Source organism: Sneathiella chungangensis, assembly GCF_009882935.1.
Classification (GTDB): Bacteria; Pseudomonadota; Alphaproteobacteria; order Sneathiellales; family Sneathiellaceae; genus Sneathiella; species Sneathiella chungangensis.
This window is the reverse complement of record NZ_WTVA01000004.1, coordinates 424,292-442,648: the sequence shown is the minus strand read 5'-3', so window position 1 is coordinate 442,648 and position 18,357 is coordinate 424,292. Positions and strand designations below refer to the sequence as shown.

Genomic DNA, 18,357 nt, shown 5'->3' with positions numbered 1-18,357 from the left:
GAAAAGGGAAATGCCCAGAAACGCGCAGTTGAACCTGTCAGTATCAATACCTACGGGAATGATGAATACGCACTCAGTAATCCCATTTCCAGAAAATGCCGACGCTGCTGTCCGTGGACTGGCCCATTTCACTCTCCACCGAGATATTCGGCGTGAGTTCGATCTGGACCTTGGCGCGTGTGCCGCCCGATTGGGTGCCCTGATCGACGCCGACATAGATGTTGTCGGAGACGTATTTGCCGACGCTGACCTCGGCTTCACCGGTCTGTTCATTGGTGCTGGCGCTAACGACGTCGACGCCGAGGGTGTCGCGCACGAAACCCGTAATGCCGCCCCCGCTGCCCATTTTCCCAGAGAGTGCCGCAAGCGTTTCTGCAAGTTGCACGGCCTCCACCGCCGAGAGTTTGCCCGACGACTTGCCGAACAGAACCTGAGCCAGAACTTCGTCCTGCGGTAATCCGTCGGGCGACGAAAAGCTGATCTCCGGATTGGAGGCTGTGCCGGAAATGGTGACGATCGCGGCAACTGTCGGCCCGTCATAGCGCGCCGTCAGCGACAGCTCCGGATTAATGGTCTCCCCGCCGAGCAGGGAAATTTCCCCCTCCTCAAGCTTGAAGCTTTTTCCCGCAAAGGTGAACTGCCCGCGCACAGGACTGATATATCCCTCAATGCGAGGATCGTCGGCGGTTCCGCGAATAACAAAATTACCCTTCCATTCGGAATCGAGCCCGCGGCCGCGAATAAACACCCGGCTTGGCATATGCAGATCCAAATCGAGCGAGATTCGCGATGGTTCTGCCTGTTCTATGGTTTTCTCCACCTTTTCGGCGCCCGGTCTGTTCACTTCCTCATATTTCAGATCGACGACATTTGGCGCGACTGAACCACCGATATTGATCTCGACATTGCGCGTCGTCACCTGACCGTCGACATAAAGGTCGCTGGTATTTCCCTCAAGATCGATCTTCCCATCGGTGATGATGGAAAAATCGTCCCGATTGACGACAAGAAGATTGGTGAGCGCGACATTGATATCGACGCGCGGATTGGTCAGTTTCGCGAAATTCACTGTTCCCGAAGAGGCCAGTTCGCCGCCCTGCGGATCGACTGCCTTAGCGTCAAGTTTAAGGACATCGCCGTCGGCTATCTCGGCAGTGACCGTCAGTTTCTTAAGGATCGTTCCCTGTTCAACATCCTCGAAATATCCGTTATTGATGCGGGCGGCACCGACGAGCTGCGGCGCGTTAATCGTACCCTCCACCGCGAGATCCGCCGTCAGCTGGCCTTTCATTTGCTGAGTATCGAGAGCAAGAAGCGCCCATATCTTATTGATATCGCTGTCTATTTCTAATTTTATATTAACCGGTTTATTTTCATTAATTAGAATATTGGTTGGGTCCAGCGCGATATCGAACGGCAGGCGGCCCGTGGCATCGATGCGCGTCGCCTCGAGCCCGGTCACGTCTCCTTTAAAGGTGAGTTCCCCCTTCCCGAGGCGGGCGGTGACAGTGCTCGCGAAAGAGGGCAGTTCGGCATATTCCTCTCCCACAAGGCGCAGGTCCACGGCCTTCAGGTTCATCTCTCCGGTGGCGGACGCCCCCTTGGTGACCGCCAAACTGCCCGTTCCATTGAGGCGACCGGCAAAATCGAACCCCGGATCGACAAGTTCCACAAGATCGACCGGCAGGTCATTGAAACTGAACTCCGCGTTGACGGAGGCGGGCAACAGACGGCCGGACCCTTGCAACTTTCCCTCCCCGAAGGAAAGGGTAAATCTGTCAAGCTCTAGGGTCTCTCCCTCCACACGGAGGGACAGCGGCGATGTCAGCGCGATTTTTCGCCCGGCGAAATCGCCGTCCATGGTGGCGAGGCGTACAGATGTGACCCCGCTCTTCTGCGTCAATTGACCTTTCCCTGTAAGAGTCAGATCGGGATCCTCGCCGCGGGTGATATCAAAAGTGTAGTCAAGAGCCTCCAAACTGCCTTCGGCCGTGGTCGCAACTTTTTTCAGCTTTTGGCCGGCGATCGCCAGGTTGTCGGCGGTCGCCGTACCGTCAATCGTCGGCGCATCGAAGCTGCCGGTCATCGCCGCCGACACCGAGAGGTTCGCCGCCGTGACGTCCGCCGCGGTGATGCGCAACGACTTTGCGGCGATCCTTGCCTCAATGGATTGACTGCCTTTCCGATCCGCGAGCCTTGCGGAAAAATCGAGTTCGCCGGACGTGTCCTGATCCAACAGCGCGGTAAGTGTTCCAAGATCCGGAACCCTGCCCTTCACCGATCCCGAAATCGGCGTTCCGTCAAAGGGTATCTTCAAATCCCCGGACAGCCGGTTTTTCTGCTCCGTCACCGAGAGGTTCGAAAGCGTGAGATACTCATAATCCGGCAACGCAACCTTGCTCGACGCCTCCACCGTCACCCGGTCATGCAGAAGCCGAGCCGCGACATTTCCTGATGGTGACGCCGCGAGGGTGGATAGGGCATAGCTTCCCGTCAATGCGCCGAGGGAGTTGCCGTCGACCACGAGTTTCGTGATGTCAAACGTGCCTTTCACGTCAGGATCGGCAAGCGCACCCGCCAAATTTGCCGTGAGCGCGGCGATCCCGCCAATTTCCGTTTCCGCGATTTCACTCAACCGGGCGAGTTGCGGCAGTGATGCCGTCAAATTCGCCTCCACCGTCTCGAAGGAAACCGGCAGCCGTGCCATTCCGGCGACAGATCCACTTGCGAACCTCATGTCGATGTCCGAAAGGCGCAGTTCGTCTCCGGCAAGGCTGAAATTGAGGGCAAGCTTGGGATCGGTGCCGATTATCGGCGTCAGACGTGGATCGCCAAGATCAATGTCTGCGGCACGCGCGGCAATTTTACCTTCGAGAATTTGGCTGACATCGCTGCTCGACAAGGTCACATCAGCGGCAAGGGATCCACCGATTGCCGCAACCTTGGAGAGGTCGCCCAGATTTAGCGATAGATCGGCGGTGGCGCCGAGATTGGCCAAATCGAGCTCTCCCTTGCCCTTGGCGCTCGCTTGTGCGCCAAGGAGCCGCAGTGCCGTGACCGTAAGCCGCTCCGTCTCGACGCCATAGACCAGTTCGAAATCGATATCGAGATTTTCGCCGATAAGGGCGGCCGCCTCGGCCGGAAGCTTCGACAGGCTAACCAGCGCCGCCGATCCCTTGACGGGTATATCGGTGAGCGCCGAAAGGTCCAACGCGGAGGTAAATGTTCCGGTCACTTCCGCCGCCGCGAAACTGCCATCGACGTCAAGGCCGCCTGCTTTCAACAGAGCATTCACGTTGATCTTGTTGAAGGTCCCGTCAAGATCGAGATCGAGATTTCCGGAAGTCACAGCGGCCGGTGCCATGAGATCATTGAGCGGCGCCGCATCACGAAGTGCCGATTTCAGGGAGAGTTTAATCGTCTCGTCATAGGGATTTACCCGACCCTCCGCCTTGACATTGAAGGTGCCGTTTTCAATATCGGCCGCAGAAAGCGTGACGTCATCGCTTTTGGTATCGTAAACCAGCGTCGCGGTAACGGTAATCCGGGAATCGTCGATGAGCGGAAAATCATCCGCAAGTGACCGATCCAGCGACCCGCCCCCTTTGAGGTCGATGGTGATCTGCTTCTCTCCGCGGGTTGCAACGGCGAAATCCGCATCGAACAGCTTGCCCGCGCTCATGCTCATCTGCCCGCGCCAGGAATTGAAAACGCCGTTACCGACAACATTCGCCTTAATCGCCGGATAGCCCGGCAACGCAAGAAAGCGGGAAATCAGACCGTTTTCCTGCTCATCGAGGCTAATGTCGATGGCGAGGGTCTCACGTGCGGGATCGAAATCGACGCTGCCGAGAAGCCGGCTCTTGTCGTTCCTTTCGCTAAGCTTGATTTCGCTGTGAATGACATCATCGACCTTCGCATTGAGGTTCAGAAGCAGCGAGAGATCTGCCGCCAGTCCGACGACGGGCTCGGCAATATGTATTTCCCGGATTTCCAGCTTGCCGAGGCGAATATCGACGGGGAGTTCCGTGATACCGGCACTTTCACTCTCCTCGGACGGCGCAAGCCGCGGTTCCCGTTCCACCGCCAGGCGATCCGCAATTATGGAGCCGATGACGAGTTTCCCTGACAGGAGATCGAAGGGCGACCAGGACGCGGTGATATTTTCCACGCTCAGCCATTCGCCGTCCAGATCGCGCAGGCGAACTGAGTCGATCGAAAATTCACTGAAAATATTTCCGTCGAGTTGTCCGAGATCAAGACTGATGCCCTCGGCATCACTTGCGGCCGCCTCCACCTGCGAGATCAGAAAAGCCCGGCCGCTATCGGTCTGAAGGTAGGCATAGATCCCGGCGAGCGTCAGGATAACCACAAGGAACGGCGCGAGGAGGGCCGTGAGAATGAGTGATTTCCGTGACATCAGAAAGCCTGGCCGATACTGATATAGAACTGATAGGCGTCATCAACACCGTCCCGGCGGTTGAGCGGCAGCGCAACGTCGAAACGGATCGGCCCGATGGCGGTGTAATAGCGAAAGCCCAGACCCGCTCCCCACAGAAATTCCCCGGAAAAATCGGGCGCCATGCTCTCGTAGACATTACCGCCCTCGATAAAGGGAACGATGCCGATACTGTCCGTGATCCGGGCGCGCGCCTCAAATCCGACTTCGAGAAGCGACCGGCCGCCGACGGGATCGTTATTGGAATCCAGCGGGCCGACCGTCTGATATTTATAGCCGCGCACGGAACCGCCGCCGCCCGAATAGAACCGCTTGCTTGCCGGGATCTCATTGGCGCTGTCTCCCGCCATAAGGCCGATCTTGCCGCGTGCAGCCAATATCAGGCGGTCATCGTCGAGAACGGAATAGTAGGTTGAGCCATCCATCTCCAGACGCAGGAAATCCGGCGTGTTCTGGTTAAGCCCGACATACGGCACCAACGACGTATTGAACCGCCGGCCCTTGGTCGGATCGAGCAGGTCATCGGTTGAATCATACCGCGCGGTAAGCGGCAGCCCGCCGAGGGCGTAATTCTCTGTTACGCCGCTATCGTCAATCTTCGCATATTCCAGCGAGACCCCGGCACCGAGGACCCATTTCTTGCGCCACCTGCGGTCCAGACCGACATAGGCGGTGACCGCATCTTCGTCATAAGCCTCCGTATTCTCCTGGCGAATATCAAAGCTCGCGTTGAAGTTCTGGTCGAGACGGACAAAATTGGGCTTCACGAAGGTGACTTTGATTTCGCGGCGGATTTCGGCGAGGGTGAGATCAGCGCGGAGCTTTTCCCCCTGGCCAAAGTAATTCCGGTTTTCCCAGTAATATTGCGTGCCAAATCCTTCGCTGGTCGAAAAGCTCGCCCCGACGCCGATTGACCGGCGGTCCCGTTCGGTAAAGACAAAGGTGATCGGCACCGTGCTGTCCGGCTGGTCATTCTCGCGCTGCTTGATGCGAACGGCGTCAAACAAACCGCTTCGCAGATAGCGGCGCCTGAGTTCGTCGAGCACGCGGGTATCATAGAGTTTCCCCGGTGTCCACGCGGCAATGCGCCGGATATAGTCTTCTTCGACCTCCTGCAGCCCCTCAACGCGCAACTCCCCCATATAGAGCTTCGGGCCGGCATTGATGACAAAGGTCACCTCCATCCCGTCCGTCGCGAAATCGACGATGGCATCCTGCTTTTCAATTGTCGCGCCGGGAAAGCCGCGGTAGCCAAGATCGACGATTGTCTGTGTTCCGGCATTCACGATCGGCTCGGACCGGGCGGGCATGCCGATCTCGATACCAAGATCAGAGAGCGCGGGCGGCACCGGGATGTCAGCTCCCTCGGTGAATTTGATCTCGAATTTCGTGATCCGGAATAGCGGCCCCGGCGTTATGTCATAGGAGATTGCAATCGGCTCTTGCTTCTTGTCCAACGTATATTTGACGTCGCCGGCGTAATATCCTTCCGAGCGGAGAACTTTTTTGAACCCTTCGACATCCACGTCGGCGCGCCGGCGAAGCGCGGCTTCACTCGGCGGAAGTTTGTCCGACAACTGCTCGAGGCGCGAGGATTGTTCCAGCAAATCCAATACCTCGTCCGTCGGGGCGCCATTGATCGTCACTTCATAGCGCAAATCGGGTTCTTCGGACGCGTCATTCGTCGCCTCAGCCGCGAAAGCAGGGGATACCCCCGTTGCCGCCAAGAAGGCCCCCAGGCCCATCAACCGGCAAAAATATGTAAATCGGCGAGGCAGCACCTGTCAGCTTCCCGGAAATGGCCCGGAAATGCGCCCCGGACGTGAGTCAAAAATTGTTTTTCGCGGCATAATATGCTTACTTTAATTAATGTCCTTACTTGCTGGAGTCTAGGTCATCGCCAAATATTTAGAGTGGATAGTCGCGGTCACTCGCATATCCTTATTGCGCTTGTCCGCCAATTGGAATGCGATAGTAGTGCCTCATTCCGATATTTAATATTTCCGGATACTGATCGGGTCCGGCCTGTATAATACAGGCTTCTGTTAAGGAGAAGAACTATGTTTCGCACTATTATCATCCTGCTCGCCCTCCTCCCGCTCTCCATTGGGGCAGCCGCGGCTGAGCATATCCAAAAGAACCAGTTCGCCTCCGTCTTCCTCAAAGACGACAAGATCGGCTATGTGCATCTCACCACGGTGCATAACGAAAAAGGAGAGATTGAGGAACTTCGCGCCAACGCCTCCGTCTCATTCCTCGGTATGCAGGTATATGGCTTCGATCAGAACCTTAAGGAAACCTGGGCGAGCAGCGAGCTTCAGAAGATGTCAGGCAAGACGGATGACAACGGCACGCCGCATGAAATATCACTGAGCCGCAATGCCGAAGACTATCAGGCCAGTTACAATGGCAAGGACCTGATCCTGCCACTCAATGCCTTCCCGACCTCTCCGTGGCATTACGCGATCACGCAAAACACGCTGCTGTTCAATATCGTCGATTTCGAGCTCCTCAACGTCAAGATCGCCAGGGCCGAAGAGACCTTAAAAATCAATGACAAGGACATCAAGACCGAGAAATTCACCTTCACCGGCGACTGGGAAGCCAAGCTCTGGTTCGATGAAAACAAGGAATTCGTCAAGGGCGAATACGACGTCTCCGGCCGTCAGGTAACCGTTGTTCTGGATTGAGAAATGGGCCGGATTTGAACAAAATTGCGCCGGGTTTTTTAATCCATATTAATCTCTTTTCGATTTACTGGCTTCTCGTTTATAGTGTTTGCACAGGTAACAGCTGGATTGGGTAGAACAATTTCTGATGTAAATGACGCCGGGGCTTCCGGGGCTGAAAAACGGAAGTATAAACGCAAAACCGTTATGTGGAACGGCAAGCTGTCGCTTTTGTGGGGCGCACGCCTCATGGGAAATGAGCAGAGTGTGCCGGGTGTGGTCCGCGACATGTCGGTAAGCGGCGCGCGGTTCCAGACGAAACAGGATTTCCGGCCAACCAACGACGTTATTTTGGAAGTTCCCCGTTTTGGCGCCTTCAACTGCCATCTCGTCTGGCAGAATGGCCATATCGTCGGGTTGAGCTTCATCGACCCGCCGGAATTTATCTACAACACGGTCAATTCGGCGCTACCCGGGATCTCGCTTGATCCCAATCCCGTACATTAAGCTTAAATCTCCGCCGCATTCCTGAAAATCAGCGAGCTGTTGATGCCGCCAAAGGCGAAGTTATTGCTCATCAGGTGGCGGACGGCGATGGTCCGCCCCTCCCCCATGACATAATCGATATCGGCGCAGTTCTCGTCCACATTTTCCAGATTGGCGGTCGGCGCGAACCATCCTTCGCACATCATCTCGATGCCGAGCCAGGCCTCGATCGAGCCGCAGGCGCCGAGACTGTGACCGAAATAGCTTTTCAGCGAATGGATCGGGATATGGGGGCCGAGCACGTTATTCGTCGCATGGCTTTCCGCGACGTCCCCTTGCTCCGTTGCCGTGCCATGGCCGCTGATGAAGTCGATGTTCGATGCCGTGAGCCCTGCATTATCAAGCGCGGCCTGCATCGCCACCTCCATCGTCGCCTGCGTCGGATTGGTGATATGGCGACCATCGGAATTGGTCGCGAATCCGACGATCTCGGCGAGGATCGGCGCGCCGCGGGCGACGGCATGCTCATAGGATTCCAGCACCAGCGTTGCCGCCCCTTCTCCGATCACCAACCCGTCGCGATCGCGATCGAACGGCCTGGGGGATCGATGCGGCTCGTCATTACGGATGCTCGTCGCATAGAGCGTGTCAAAGACCGCCGCCATGGTCGGGCAAAGTTCCTCCGCTCCGCCGGCAACCATCATGTCCTGCAGGCCGTATTTGATCGCCTCATAGGCATAGCCGATACCCTGGCTGCCGGACGTACAGGCGCTCGACGTCGGGATGACCCGTCCGCTCAGCCCGTAGAAGACGCCGATATTGACCGCCGTCGTATGGCTCATCATCTTGACGTAGCTCGTCGCCGTCAGATCGCGCGAATGCCCGTCCCGCATCAGGTCGGTGAAGGCGACCACCGGTTTCGTACTGCCGAAGGAGGAACCATAGGCAACGCCGATCTTGCCCGATTTCAGGATAGGATCGCCGAGCAGCCCGGCCATTTCCAGCGCCTTTTCCGTGGCATAGACCGCCATTTTCGAGACCGGCCCCATGCTTCGCATAGCCTTTCGCGGGTACCGGCCGTCGATATCAAAACCCTCAACCGGGCCCGCGAGCCGCGTATTGAGGCCGTCATAGAAATCCCAGCTTTCCATCCGCCGGATACCGGTCTTTCCGGCCCGCATATTTGCCGAAATATCCTCCCAGCGCTCGCCAAGGGAGGTGACTCCGCCCATGCCGGTGACAACAACGCGATTAGTCATGCCATCCCCCCGTTCACCGAGATGACCTGACGCGTGATATAGGCGGCCCCGTCGGAGCAGAGGAAGGAAACTGTCGCCGCCACGTCATCAACGTCGCCAAGTCGGCGAAGCGGTATCATTTTCATGATCTCCTCCAGCGGCAGATCTTCTGTCATCGCCGAGTCGATCAGGCCCGGCGCAACGCAGTTTACCGTAATCTCGCGTTTCGCGAGCTCAAGCGCAAGCGCCTTCGCCGCTCCGATCAGACCGGATTTCGACGCGCTGTAATTCACCTGACCGCGATTTCCCATAACACCGGAGACAGATGAAATAACGACGATCCGGCCGCCTTTGCGGGCCGAGACCATCGGCATGGTGATCGGCTTGAGAACATTGTAAAATCCGTCGAGATTGGTATGGATGACCGCGTCCCATTCATCGTCCGTCATGGCGGGAAAAGCGGTATCGCGGGTGATCCCCGCATTCAGCACAGCCCCGTAGAAGGCGCCGAACTCCTCGACGTCCGCCTCGAGAATATTGCGGCATTCGTCACGGTTGGCAATATCGAACTGGACCAGCCGCGCGGTTCCGCCAGCGGCCTCAATCAGCTCCACCGTCTGTATTCCGGCTTCCCGATTGCGGCCGCAATGAGCGACAATCTCGAAGCCGTCTTTCGCCAGCCGAAGCGCAATCGCCCGGCCAATGCCGCCGCTTGCTCCGGTGACCAGAATTCTTCTTTGCATCTATTCTCACCTGTGATTTCAGGGTTGATATACATTAAGCCGCGCTTCAGCGACAAGCTTTTCATTCCGGGTTATCGCGCAATCAAAGACCGCCATGGGCGTCTCGTCATAAACAAGGTGAACGGTCACGCTCAGCCTGTCTCCTGGATGGAAGGCCGGGCAGCCGAGCGTCATGCTCCGGGTGCTGACCAGATAACCGATTTTCACCTCTCCACCGGCGTTGCGCGCCTTTATCCCGCTATAGGCGGCGATCGACTGGGCCATATATTCAATACTGATATAGGCGGGCACCTCTCCCTCCGCCATAAAGGGAGAGGTCTCGGTAATTTCAACCGACGACATCACTGTCGTATCATCGTAGGCCTCGATCCGGTCAATCAGGATCATCGGCGGCGCGTGATAGAGTATTTCGGTGATATCGTAGAGACAAGGCTGCATCAATCGCTCTCTTTGCTGAGGATAACGCTAATATTGTTGCCGCCGAAAGCAAAGGAATTCGTCATCATCGCCCGGGCGCCCGGCACTCTTTCTCCCGGTGCCACCAGATGGAGGGGAGGTAAAGACGGATCCGTTGCGCCATCCCAGGCATGGGGCGGCAGCAGTCCGTCCTCCGATCCAAGAGCGAGATAAAGGAACGCAAGCTCGGTTGCGCCGGCCGCGCCGAGGGTATGGCCCGTCAAGGGTTTGGTTGAACTGCAGGGAACCGGGCCCAGTAGTTCGTAGACGGCCTTTGCTTCCATGCTGTCATTCAATTCCGTCGCCGTGCCGTGAAGATTGAGATAGGCGATCTCTTTCGGCGCAAGGCCGCTTTCGGTCAATGCCCGCTCCATCGCGGTGAAGGCGCCTCTTCCATCCGGATCCGGCGTGCTCATGTGATAGGCGTCGGACGTCTCGCCAATTCCGGCGACGCGCACGCCCGATTTCTCCCGGCTCATCAAGAAAACGGCGGCCCCCTCACCGATATTAATGCCGCCCCTGTTTTGGCTGAACGGGTTGCAGAGGTCCCCGGAAACCAGATCAAGCGACGCGAAACCGTTCATCGTCAGGCGGCAGAGCGTGTCCGCCCCGCCGACAATCGCCGCATCGCAAAAGCCCGCCGCAATCATCCGCCGCGCCGATGCAAGCGTTTTGGCGCTCGACGTGCAGGCGGTTGAGATCGTCATGGCCAGCCCGGTGAGACCGAAGTAGCTGCGGACGAAATAGGCGAGCGACGCATTGTCCTGCCGGTCATAGTCAAAACCTTCCGGGAAGGAACCGCCTTTAACCTTCTCTGCAATTCCCGGTTCATTATCGCCGATACCGGACGTGCTGGTGCCAAGGATCACGGCGACGCGCTCGGCGCCGTATTTTGCGATTGCCGCCCTGATATCCGGCTCGATCTCCAACAATGCGGCAAGCAGCATCCGGTTGTTCCGGCTGTCATAACGGACTAAGTCCGCGGAAATCGGCGGCAACTCCCCCTCAATCGCCCCCGCCATAACGGCACGATCCGCAAGATACCCGTCTTTACGCGTCATACCGCCGGTATCACCGGTAAACAGGCGGCGGCTAATTTCCTCTTTGCCCTGTCCCAGCGCATTGATCAGGCCGAGCGCATTAAGATAAAAGGTCATCATCATTGCTTCAGTTCGTAGGAAATGATTGTCATTTCGTAACCCGACCTGGGATTGCGGATTTCAACGGTTTCATTCCAGGCATTCGCCCGTTCGCTCTGATAGCTGATCTCGAGGTCCTTCGCCCTGTCCCTCACATAAGCCTGCATCGGGTCGTCCTCGGGCCAGTATGTCGCGACGATCACCTTCAGGATATCGGCGGCGTTCAGGTCCTCCGACACCCAGTCCGCCTTGCCCGCGCGAACGCCTGTTTCGTCCCAGAGGATATCAAAGGCGCGGCGACCAAGCGAATCAAGCCCGGCAACAAGCATTTTTTCTTCTGACATGCTGAGGCGCACCTGGAGTGCGAACGCCTTGTCCCCATAATGTCCATTCAGGATCTGCACGACTTCCCGCGGCGGCCCCTCCGGCAGGCGCCAGGGAGCGACCTCCAACTCCCGCGCCGACTCCGTCGCGCAACCGGCGATGCCGATGACCGCGATCAACACAAGCAGACATCTTACGAGCATTGCAACGCCACCATATCGAGATACCGGCGACCCTGCGTGACGAAGGGGTTCTTCTCATCCCAGGCATAGCCCGCCAGGATCGCCACAATCATCCGCTTGATCGGATTGGCATCACCCGGCGGATTGAAGATAATTTCCTGCAGATCACCGCGATACCAGGCCTCGACGAAGATGCGAAAGCAATCCACCCCGATTTTAAGCGGCGCGACGAAATCCGCCTCCCAATCAACCGCCTCGCCATTCAGCTGGCGCATCAACGGGTCGATCAGCAGATCCGCGGACTTGAAGGCGATGGTTACGCCGGAGGAAAAGACCGGGTCCAGAAATTCCCCGGCATTGCCGAGAAGCGCAAATTGCGGCCCGGCCATGCGGGAGACTTTCGTCGAGTAGCCAGAAATTTCACCGACGGAACGTATCTCCCGCGCGCCCTGCAGAAGCGTCGTTAAATCCGCCGACTCGCGGATTATCGCCCATAGTTTTTCGGACTTATCGCCTGGATAATTTGCCAGCTGTTCGGGTGGGACAACGGCACCGATGGAGGATATCCCATCGGCAAATGGAATAAGCCAGAACCAGATGTCACGGCATGTCGGATGAACGGTGATCAGGATCTTATTGCGGTCAAAGTCCCGCGCCGCCAGCTGGTCCTCGACATGGGTGAACAACGCATGCCGGACCGGAAAATCGGAGGGCGTGTCCAGCTTCATCAATCGCGGCAAGACCCGTCCGTAGCCGCTCGCGTCCACCAGAAAACGTGCCGACAATTCGAAATCGCCCTCCGGGCCCGTCCCGAGAACAGTCACACCCGCGCCGTCGAAGCGGACATCGGTCACATCCTGCTGAAAGCGGAGGTCCGCGCCGGCGTCTTTGGCGGCGGTCGCCAGCAGCATATCGAATTTATCGCGTGACACCTGATAGGTGGTCGCGGGACCTTCCGTGAATTTTTCCGAAAAGTCGATTGAACTGAAGCGCCGATCATCGGAAAAGTTGGCGCCGTTCTTGTGCTGAAAGCCAGCGGCGGCAACTTTCGCCAGAAGCCCGGCTTTTTCCAGAAACACCATCGATTGCGGCAGAAGGCTCTCGCCAATCACGAAGCGCGGAAAGACGCTTTTCTCGAGGATCGCGACCTTGAGCCCCTCCTGCACCAGCCGCTTCGCGGCGAGCGCACCCGCCGGACCGGCACCGATAATGACGACATCAAACCGCTCGTTCTTGTTCACCATGCTACAAAGGCTCCGTCATCGGATGGTCAAGGTCAGACGCCAGGGGCGCCAGCACATAGGCAAGCGTGATCCCGACCAGGATCGTAATCCCGAAGGCATGTATTGCGAAGGTTTCGCTTAAAGAGAGCAGGCCGAAGGCGAGCAGGGTCGATATGGTCGAAAGTCCGTTCGCCAGCATCGCCCGCCGCTGCCGCTCCCCCGAGGATTCTCGGTTGAAAAGCGCATAGTCAAGGCCGATGGCGAATATCAGCATCAGCGACATGGCATTGAAAAAAGTAAAGGGCTCACCGGTCAGCGCAAGGAGGCAGGGCGCCAGCAACACCGCGCTCATCGACGGCATCATAACCTTGATAGACCCGAAAATTCCATAGCGCAGGGAAAGGAAAACCCAGACCACGCAATAGGCAATTGCGAGCATGATCAACGCGCGAAGACGATAGGCGCCGAAGGTCTTGCTAAGGCTGTCAGCTTGGCTGATCAGGGCGATGTTTTCCGATTTCTCGGCGAGAGCGGATAGTGCCGTTCTGTCATTGACCCCGGAAAGCGTCACCGCATGGACGACGATCCCGGGGGTCGTGTAAATGCGAAGCTGTGAAAACAGGCCCGGCAACGCGGCGGCGCTGAGCTGGTCGAGCGTTAAAACACCGTCCGCGCGATGGTAAGGTGGAGCCCCGGAGAGACCGATGACCGCCATCTGCTCATCCAATTTCGGCATTAATGTCTCGTCGATCAGCTTTTGATTTTCAAGCTGCCGCACCCGCGACGGTACGAATTGCGATATCATCCGGTAATTGCCGATCTTCCCGCTTGCGCGCAACGCGGCAAGATCGATCGCCAGCGCCTCTTCTGTTTGCAGGACCTCCTCCGTATTGGAGCCCCGGACGAAGAAACGATGTGTCTGGTTCTCGATCCCGGCGAGGAGCCGGATCGCCTGTTCCTCCGCCTGCAAGGCCTGTGGCAACGACTGCAGCCGGCGGACATCGTCATCGACGACAATCCGCGTGGCGCCAAAAAGCCCGGCAAGCACCAAAAGGCTGACGAGAAGATACCGCCATTTCCGATGCTCCGGACGCCACCAAAAATGATGAAGCAGCATGGAGAACGCGAGGAATTTATCGCCATGGGTAAATGGCTTCGCGCGGTCGAGATAAGGGAAAGCATACAGCACGGTGAGATAGGCGAGCGTCAGCCCCGATGCCGAAAACAGGGCAATCTGCTGAAGCCCGGGAAACGGCGTCAGCGCCAAGGTTATGAAGCCAAGCACGGAACTTACCAGACCGAGAGTCAACCCGGACCGGATCGCTCGGGCGCGCGCGGCGGGAACAGAGTTTTCCTTTTTGAAACGTTCGCAAAAATAATGAAAGGCATAGTCAACCGAAATACCAATCAGGCCAGCCCCGAAGACGAGCGCGAGAAGTTGCAGGGTTCCAAAAAAGAGAAGCGTAACCGCGAGGCCACCGGCGATCCCCGAAGCGATGGCGAGCAGACTGAGGGCCAGCGGCTGGAAGCTTCGGAAAACGAAAAAATTGAGGACGATAATCCCGATCAGCGAAATCATGCCGATAAACCCGGCTTCATTCTCCGCCTGGCGATAGGCATGCTCTCCATAGAAAACCGCGCCCGTCTTCAAGATCGTTATATCGCCATGAGATTTACCGAGTTTACGCGCAGTATCTTCGAAAACCTGCAGCGTCCGGGTCTGGAACCCCTTATCGAACGGATTCCCGACCAGCTTGCCGCGGACCAGGACATACCATTTCCCTTTTTCCTCAACCGCCAGCACATTCGCCCGGCTTAGAAGCTTCGAGCGATTCTCCGTGCTTGCCGAGAGGTAATTGGGAAGCAGGAGAAACGGGTCGCGGCGGATCAGCTCCGCGTCTGCGAGGGACAGGGGGGATAAGATCTGTACCAGCGCCCGGTCGATGAGGACCTGCTCCTGCCCCGTGGCGAGAAGCCGCCGATCCCCCTCCGAAAGAAGTTCGGTGCGATGCGGGAACAGGATTTCATTAAGATGCTTGAGTGTCGACAGTCCCGTGTCGGACTGCGCGGATTTAAGAATGCCCCCGTCGACGAGCGCCTGTCCGAGTTCCAGCGCCGCGGCCCGCGCCGTTTCGAAATCAGCGTGACCGACAAGTGCAATAAGCTGATCCGTTCCCTGTGTTCTTTCAGCCGCTTCGGCGCGGGCGACCCATTCCGCCCGGTCCGACTGCGGCAACATCGCGACGATATTGGTATCAAGCGGCAGGCCATCCTGAAGCCGCCATCCGATAACCGCAATGGCGGCGCAGAGCAGCGAGACATATACCCAGAGCCCGACCCGGCTCACGGCTGCTTTTCCCGGTTTGTCTGGGCCGCCTGGTTAATATCCTCAGCCGACGCCACCCGTTGGTCGGAAAAGGTGATCACGTCCCGGTCACCGTTGCTTTTCACGATCTCGACTGTTTTCAGGAAATCATCGATTTCAAAATTGAGATAGGCAAAAGGAAGGTTGAGGCCACTTGCCTTGGGAGCGAAGCGCAGCGTATATCCGCCGTCCACCGGCAGCAATTTCGCGCCCGCCATCTCCTCAAGCGGCGCCCAGTTGCCACCAAGGCTGTTTTCGAAGGTGTCGCGCAACAGCTTGAACCCCGGGAACTGCTTGAAACTGAGACGGGTCACCTCCGCGCCTTTCAGCGCCTGGCTCAAGCCGGTTTCGTCAATGACCATGCGGCTGAAGAACGGCTTTTCTGTCTGCCAGATCAAGGCTGATTTCGGCAGCAAATAGAACGCGCCTTCTGACAGGATGGGTTTATCGAATCCGCGCAAATACCGGGCCTGTTGAAAGCGCCCCATCAGGCCTTCGCCCTCCTTCAGCGCCACCGGTGCGGCCTGGGCCGGAAATATGGCGGCGGCCATGACGATAATGATTAACAGACGGATCGTTCTTAGCACAACAGAGCTTCAACTTTTCGGTAAAGTATTGGTGGGGACTGGAATAGCATTTCCCCCGCGTTCTTATCAATCGCCACCTGAATTGTAAATCCCCGGGTTAGTTTCTCGCCGGTTTCACGGTCATTGATCTGATAATTGATTTTCAGGCGGTTTTCATATTCGGCCAATGTCGCCGCCACCGCCACGACCTGACCGAAACGGATCGGGCGGATATATTTTATCCGCATATCGACAATAGGCCAGGCATAGCCGCTATCGTTCATCTGTTCATAATTATAATCGATGACGTCAAGCAGGGCACATCGGGCCTGTTCGAAGAAGCGGGCATAATTTCCGTGCCAGGCGATTCCCATCGGGTCGAGATCATAGAACTGGCATTTCACGTCAACTTCGGCGGATATCATGGTTTTTCACTATGCCTTTCTTCCTGTTTTCGCCCGTCGTCGGGATTTGCCCAGAAATCATAAAAATTGTACCATTGTTCCGGATATTTTTGGCAGCTTTCCTCAAGTTTCCGGACATAGGCGGTCATCGGCGCGGCAAGGCCGTCCCGTGGTGCCCGCCCCCGCTCCACCCTGTCCGCGATCTTGCTGAACAGGATGCGGTATTTCCCCTCTTCACTCAGGCAGTGCAATAGATAGACTGGGCACCGCAAAAGCGCCGCGATAATCCAGGCACCTTCGGAAAACGGCGCCGAGGCGCCCAGGAATTCCATCAACCTGATCCGCTTGCCGCCGGTGAGCGGAATACGATCGCCGGCGATGACGATCCAGTTGCCGGCTTGCAGTTTCTCCTCAAGTTCAATCAGCGTCGCGGGGCCGATATCCTCCACCTCCATAATGTCAACGGTGGCCGCGGGATTGGCATCGCTCAGCATGCGGCTGAACTTGACGGCGTTACGGGTATGGGCGAAGACCGTCACATTATCGATACCGCGGGCGGCGCCAATAGCACGGAGGACGTCGACATTCCCCAGATGCGAGGTGACGACCATGATGCCCTGTTTTCTCCGGGCGATCGTATCGAGGGTGGAAAGATCGTCACCGAGAAAGTCAGCCGGCCGAATATCGCCAAGCCAGCCTGCCAGCCGATCAAGCGCCATTGCCCCGAATGACCGGTAGTGCAGCCAGACCTGGCAGAGGCTGACGTCCCGCGCCTCCCCCCTCGCGGCGTAAAGCCTCCGCCAATATTCCTTTGAGGCCCGACGCTGCGTCGCGCCGGTTGCGAAGAAATAGAGCAGGACAGGCTGCATCGCATACCAGCAAATCCGTTTTCCGGCGATCCGGTAGAAGGCGAAAAGTGTCTTGAGGCCGATTGTCGCCCCGCGCTCATTAATGCGCCCCCAATGGCGGACTCCCCTTTTGGCCACGGGCCGGTTGCGGAGTACCTGCGGCAATCGCGCCAGCATGCCAAAAACGAGCCGCGTATGCATTTTCGTAATCAGCCAGTTATCGGCGCCGAGGCGGAAATTCGAGATGTTGTCCTCCGGATAGGTCACCCGGATCGGCAGCATCCGGACAGGCGTCCCCCGCCAGTTCATCCGCACCATGATTTCCGTATCAAAATCCATATAATGGCCGACGGTTTCCGTCTCGATCACCGCAAGCGCCGCGGCAAGCGGATATATGCGATAGCCGCACATGCTGTCGGTAATCGCCATCGACAGGGTTTCCACCCAAACCCAGGCATGGGTGATCCAGCGGGCGATCTTCCGCGATGTCGGAATGGACGCATCATAAACGGGCTGACCGCTTATCAGCGTATCCGGGTGGATTTTCGCGAGCTGGATGAGCGCGGGCAAGGCGTCCAGATCATGTTGCCCGTCCGCGTCGATCTGAATGACATGGGTATAACCTTCGGCCGCCGCTAGGCGAAAGCCGGTCATGACGGCCGCCCCTTTTCCGCCGTTCTTTTCCAGCCGGTGAAGACTGATGCCCCGCGCCGGATCGTCAAACTTCGCAATTTCGGATTTCGCTGGTTCCGCGCTGCCGTCATCAATGATGAAAATCCGCAGGCCTTCGGCGCGGAGCGCGTCTATTACCCTGTCGATATGACGATAATGATTATAAGTGGGCACAACCGCCGCAAGCGAAAAACTCATTGCGCCGCCAGTTCAAAAAAACCGGACGAGCATACCTCCCCCCCTTCCGAGAAGGAAAAGATGATGCGGCCTTTGTCCCGCTTATATTCAAGACGGAGCGACAGAACCGAATTGGCGACAATCAATTTCGAAAATTTAAGCTGGCCGATACGCGAAAATCTCGCCGGAACCCCGAAATAACGGACGGCGCATTTTGCCGCCCAGTCGATCTGGGCGACGCCGGGCAGAACCGGCTCGCCCGGGAAATGGCCCTGAAACTGGAACAGTTTTTCGTCAACGAAAATTTCAAGCGAAACAATATCGCCGTCACTCCGTTCGGAACGGATTTCCGGTTCCGTCGGGCTGCCGGGCCAGGTGATTTCGGTAGATTTTTCCATGACCAGCA

15 protein-coding genes are annotated in these 18,357 nt (G+C 57.4%); 2 read left to right on the top strand and 13 right to left on the bottom strand.

Annotation, left to right across the window (positions count from 1 at the left end; translation table 11 throughout):
* Nucleotides 1-73 precede the first annotated feature (73 nt).
* Nucleotides 74-4,420: a translocation/assembly module TamB domain-containing protein gene (locus GQF03_RS11355; RefSeq protein ID WP_161339384.1), complete on the bottom strand. Its 4,347-nt coding sequence runs from the start codon at nt 4,418-4,420 to the stop codon at nt 74-76.
* Nucleotides 4,420-6,186 (bottom strand): autotransporter assembly complex protein TamA, encoded by a 1,767-nt coding sequence (locus tag GQF03_RS11350; RefSeq protein ID WP_161339383.1) that lies wholly within the window; start codon nt 6,184-6,186, stop codon nt 4,420-4,422. The genes GQF03_RS11355 and GQF03_RS11350 overlap by 1 nt, the downstream gene beginning before the upstream one ends.
* Nucleotides 6,187-6,519: 333 nt before the next feature.
* On the opposite strand from GQF03_RS11350, the gene GQF03_RS11345 reads away from it, so the two are divergent.
* Together GQF03_RS11345 and GQF03_RS11340 are read left to right on the top strand one after the other, a co-directional pair.
* Nucleotides 6,520-7,149 carry a DUF6134 family protein gene (locus GQF03_RS11345; RefSeq protein ID WP_161339382.1) on the top strand — a complete coding sequence of 210 codons (630 nt, stop codon included), beginning with the start codon at nt 6,520-6,522 and terminating at the stop codon, nt 7,147-7,149.
* A gap of 84 nt (nt 7,150-7,233) precedes the next feature.
* The gene (locus GQF03_RS11340) at nt 7,234-7,635 is read left to right on the top strand and encodes a PilZ domain-containing protein (RefSeq protein WP_338401311.1); all 402 of its coding nucleotides are present in this window, start codon (nt 7,234-7,236) and stop codon (nt 7,633-7,635) included.
* 2 nt (nt 7,636-7,637) lie between these two features.
* Here the strand turns inward: GQF03_RS11340 and GQF03_RS11335 are convergent, their stop codons facing one another.
* The 11 genes from GQF03_RS11335 to GQF03_RS11285 are packed head-to-tail and all read right to left on the bottom strand — an operon-like array spanning nt 7,638 to nt 18,349.
* Complete coding sequence (locus GQF03_RS11335; protein ID WP_161339380.1) at nt 7,638-8,873, bottom strand: beta-ketoacyl-ACP synthase; 1,236 nt, start codon at nt 8,871-8,873, stop codon at nt 7,638-7,640.
* Entirely contained in the window at nt 8,870-9,595 is a 726-nt protein-coding gene (locus tag GQF03_RS11330; protein WP_161339379.1) for a 3-ketoacyl-ACP reductase FabG2, read from the bottom strand. Before GQF03_RS11330 ends, GQF03_RS11335 begins: the two co-directional genes overlap by 4 nt.
* A gap of 18 nt (nt 9,596-9,613) precedes the next feature.
* Nucleotides 9,614-10,033: a hotdog family protein gene (locus tag GQF03_RS11325; RefSeq protein ID WP_161339378.1), complete on the bottom strand. Its 420-nt coding sequence runs from the start codon at nt 10,031-10,033 to the stop codon at nt 9,614-9,616.
* On the bottom strand, nt 10,033-11,208 hold the full coding sequence (locus GQF03_RS11320) for a beta-ketoacyl-[acyl-carrier-protein] synthase family protein (protein ID WP_161339446.1): 1,176 nt from the start codon (nt 11,206-11,208) through the stop codon (nt 10,033-10,035). The genes GQF03_RS11325 and GQF03_RS11320 overlap by 1 nt, the downstream gene beginning before the upstream one ends.
* A 2-nt stretch (nt 11,209-11,210) precedes the next feature.
* Complete coding sequence (locus GQF03_RS11315; RefSeq protein ID WP_161339377.1) at nt 11,211-11,717, bottom strand: DUF3261 domain-containing protein; 507 nt, start codon at nt 11,715-11,717, stop codon at nt 11,211-11,213.
* Nucleotides 11,708-12,940, bottom strand: a complete 1,233-nt coding sequence (locus GQF03_RS11310; RefSeq protein WP_161339376.1) for an NAD(P)/FAD-dependent oxidoreductase — start codon at nt 12,938-12,940, stop codon at nt 11,708-11,710. The genes GQF03_RS11315 and GQF03_RS11310 overlap by 10 nt, the downstream gene beginning before the upstream one ends.
* 1 nt (nt 12,941) lies before the next feature.
* Nucleotides 12,942-15,266, bottom strand: a complete 2,325-nt coding sequence (locus tag GQF03_RS11305) for an MMPL family transporter (RefSeq protein WP_161339375.1) — start codon at nt 15,264-15,266, stop codon at nt 12,942-12,944.
* Entirely contained in the window at nt 15,263-15,871 is a 609-nt protein-coding gene (locus GQF03_RS11300; RefSeq protein WP_161339374.1) for a LolA family protein, read from the bottom strand. The genes GQF03_RS11305 and GQF03_RS11300 overlap by 4 nt, the downstream gene beginning before the upstream one ends.
* Nucleotides 15,865-16,275 carry an acyl-CoA thioesterase gene (locus GQF03_RS11295; protein ID WP_161339373.1) on the bottom strand — a complete coding sequence of 137 codons (411 nt, stop codon included), beginning with the start codon at nt 16,273-16,275 and terminating at the stop codon, nt 15,865-15,867. The genes GQF03_RS11300 and GQF03_RS11295 overlap by 7 nt, the downstream gene beginning before the upstream one ends.
* Complete coding sequence (locus GQF03_RS11290; RefSeq protein WP_161339372.1) at nt 16,272-17,972, bottom strand: glycosyltransferase family 2 protein; 1,701 nt, start codon at nt 17,970-17,972, stop codon at nt 16,272-16,274. The genes GQF03_RS11295 and GQF03_RS11290 overlap by 4 nt, the downstream gene beginning before the upstream one ends.
* Nucleotides 17,969-18,349, bottom strand: a complete 381-nt coding sequence (locus tag GQF03_RS11285; protein ID WP_161339371.1) for a 3-hydroxyacyl-ACP dehydratase FabZ family protein — start codon at nt 18,347-18,349, stop codon at nt 17,969-17,971. The genes GQF03_RS11290 and GQF03_RS11285 overlap by 4 nt, the downstream gene beginning before the upstream one ends.
* Between the last annotated feature and the right edge of the window lie 8 nt (nt 18,350-18,357).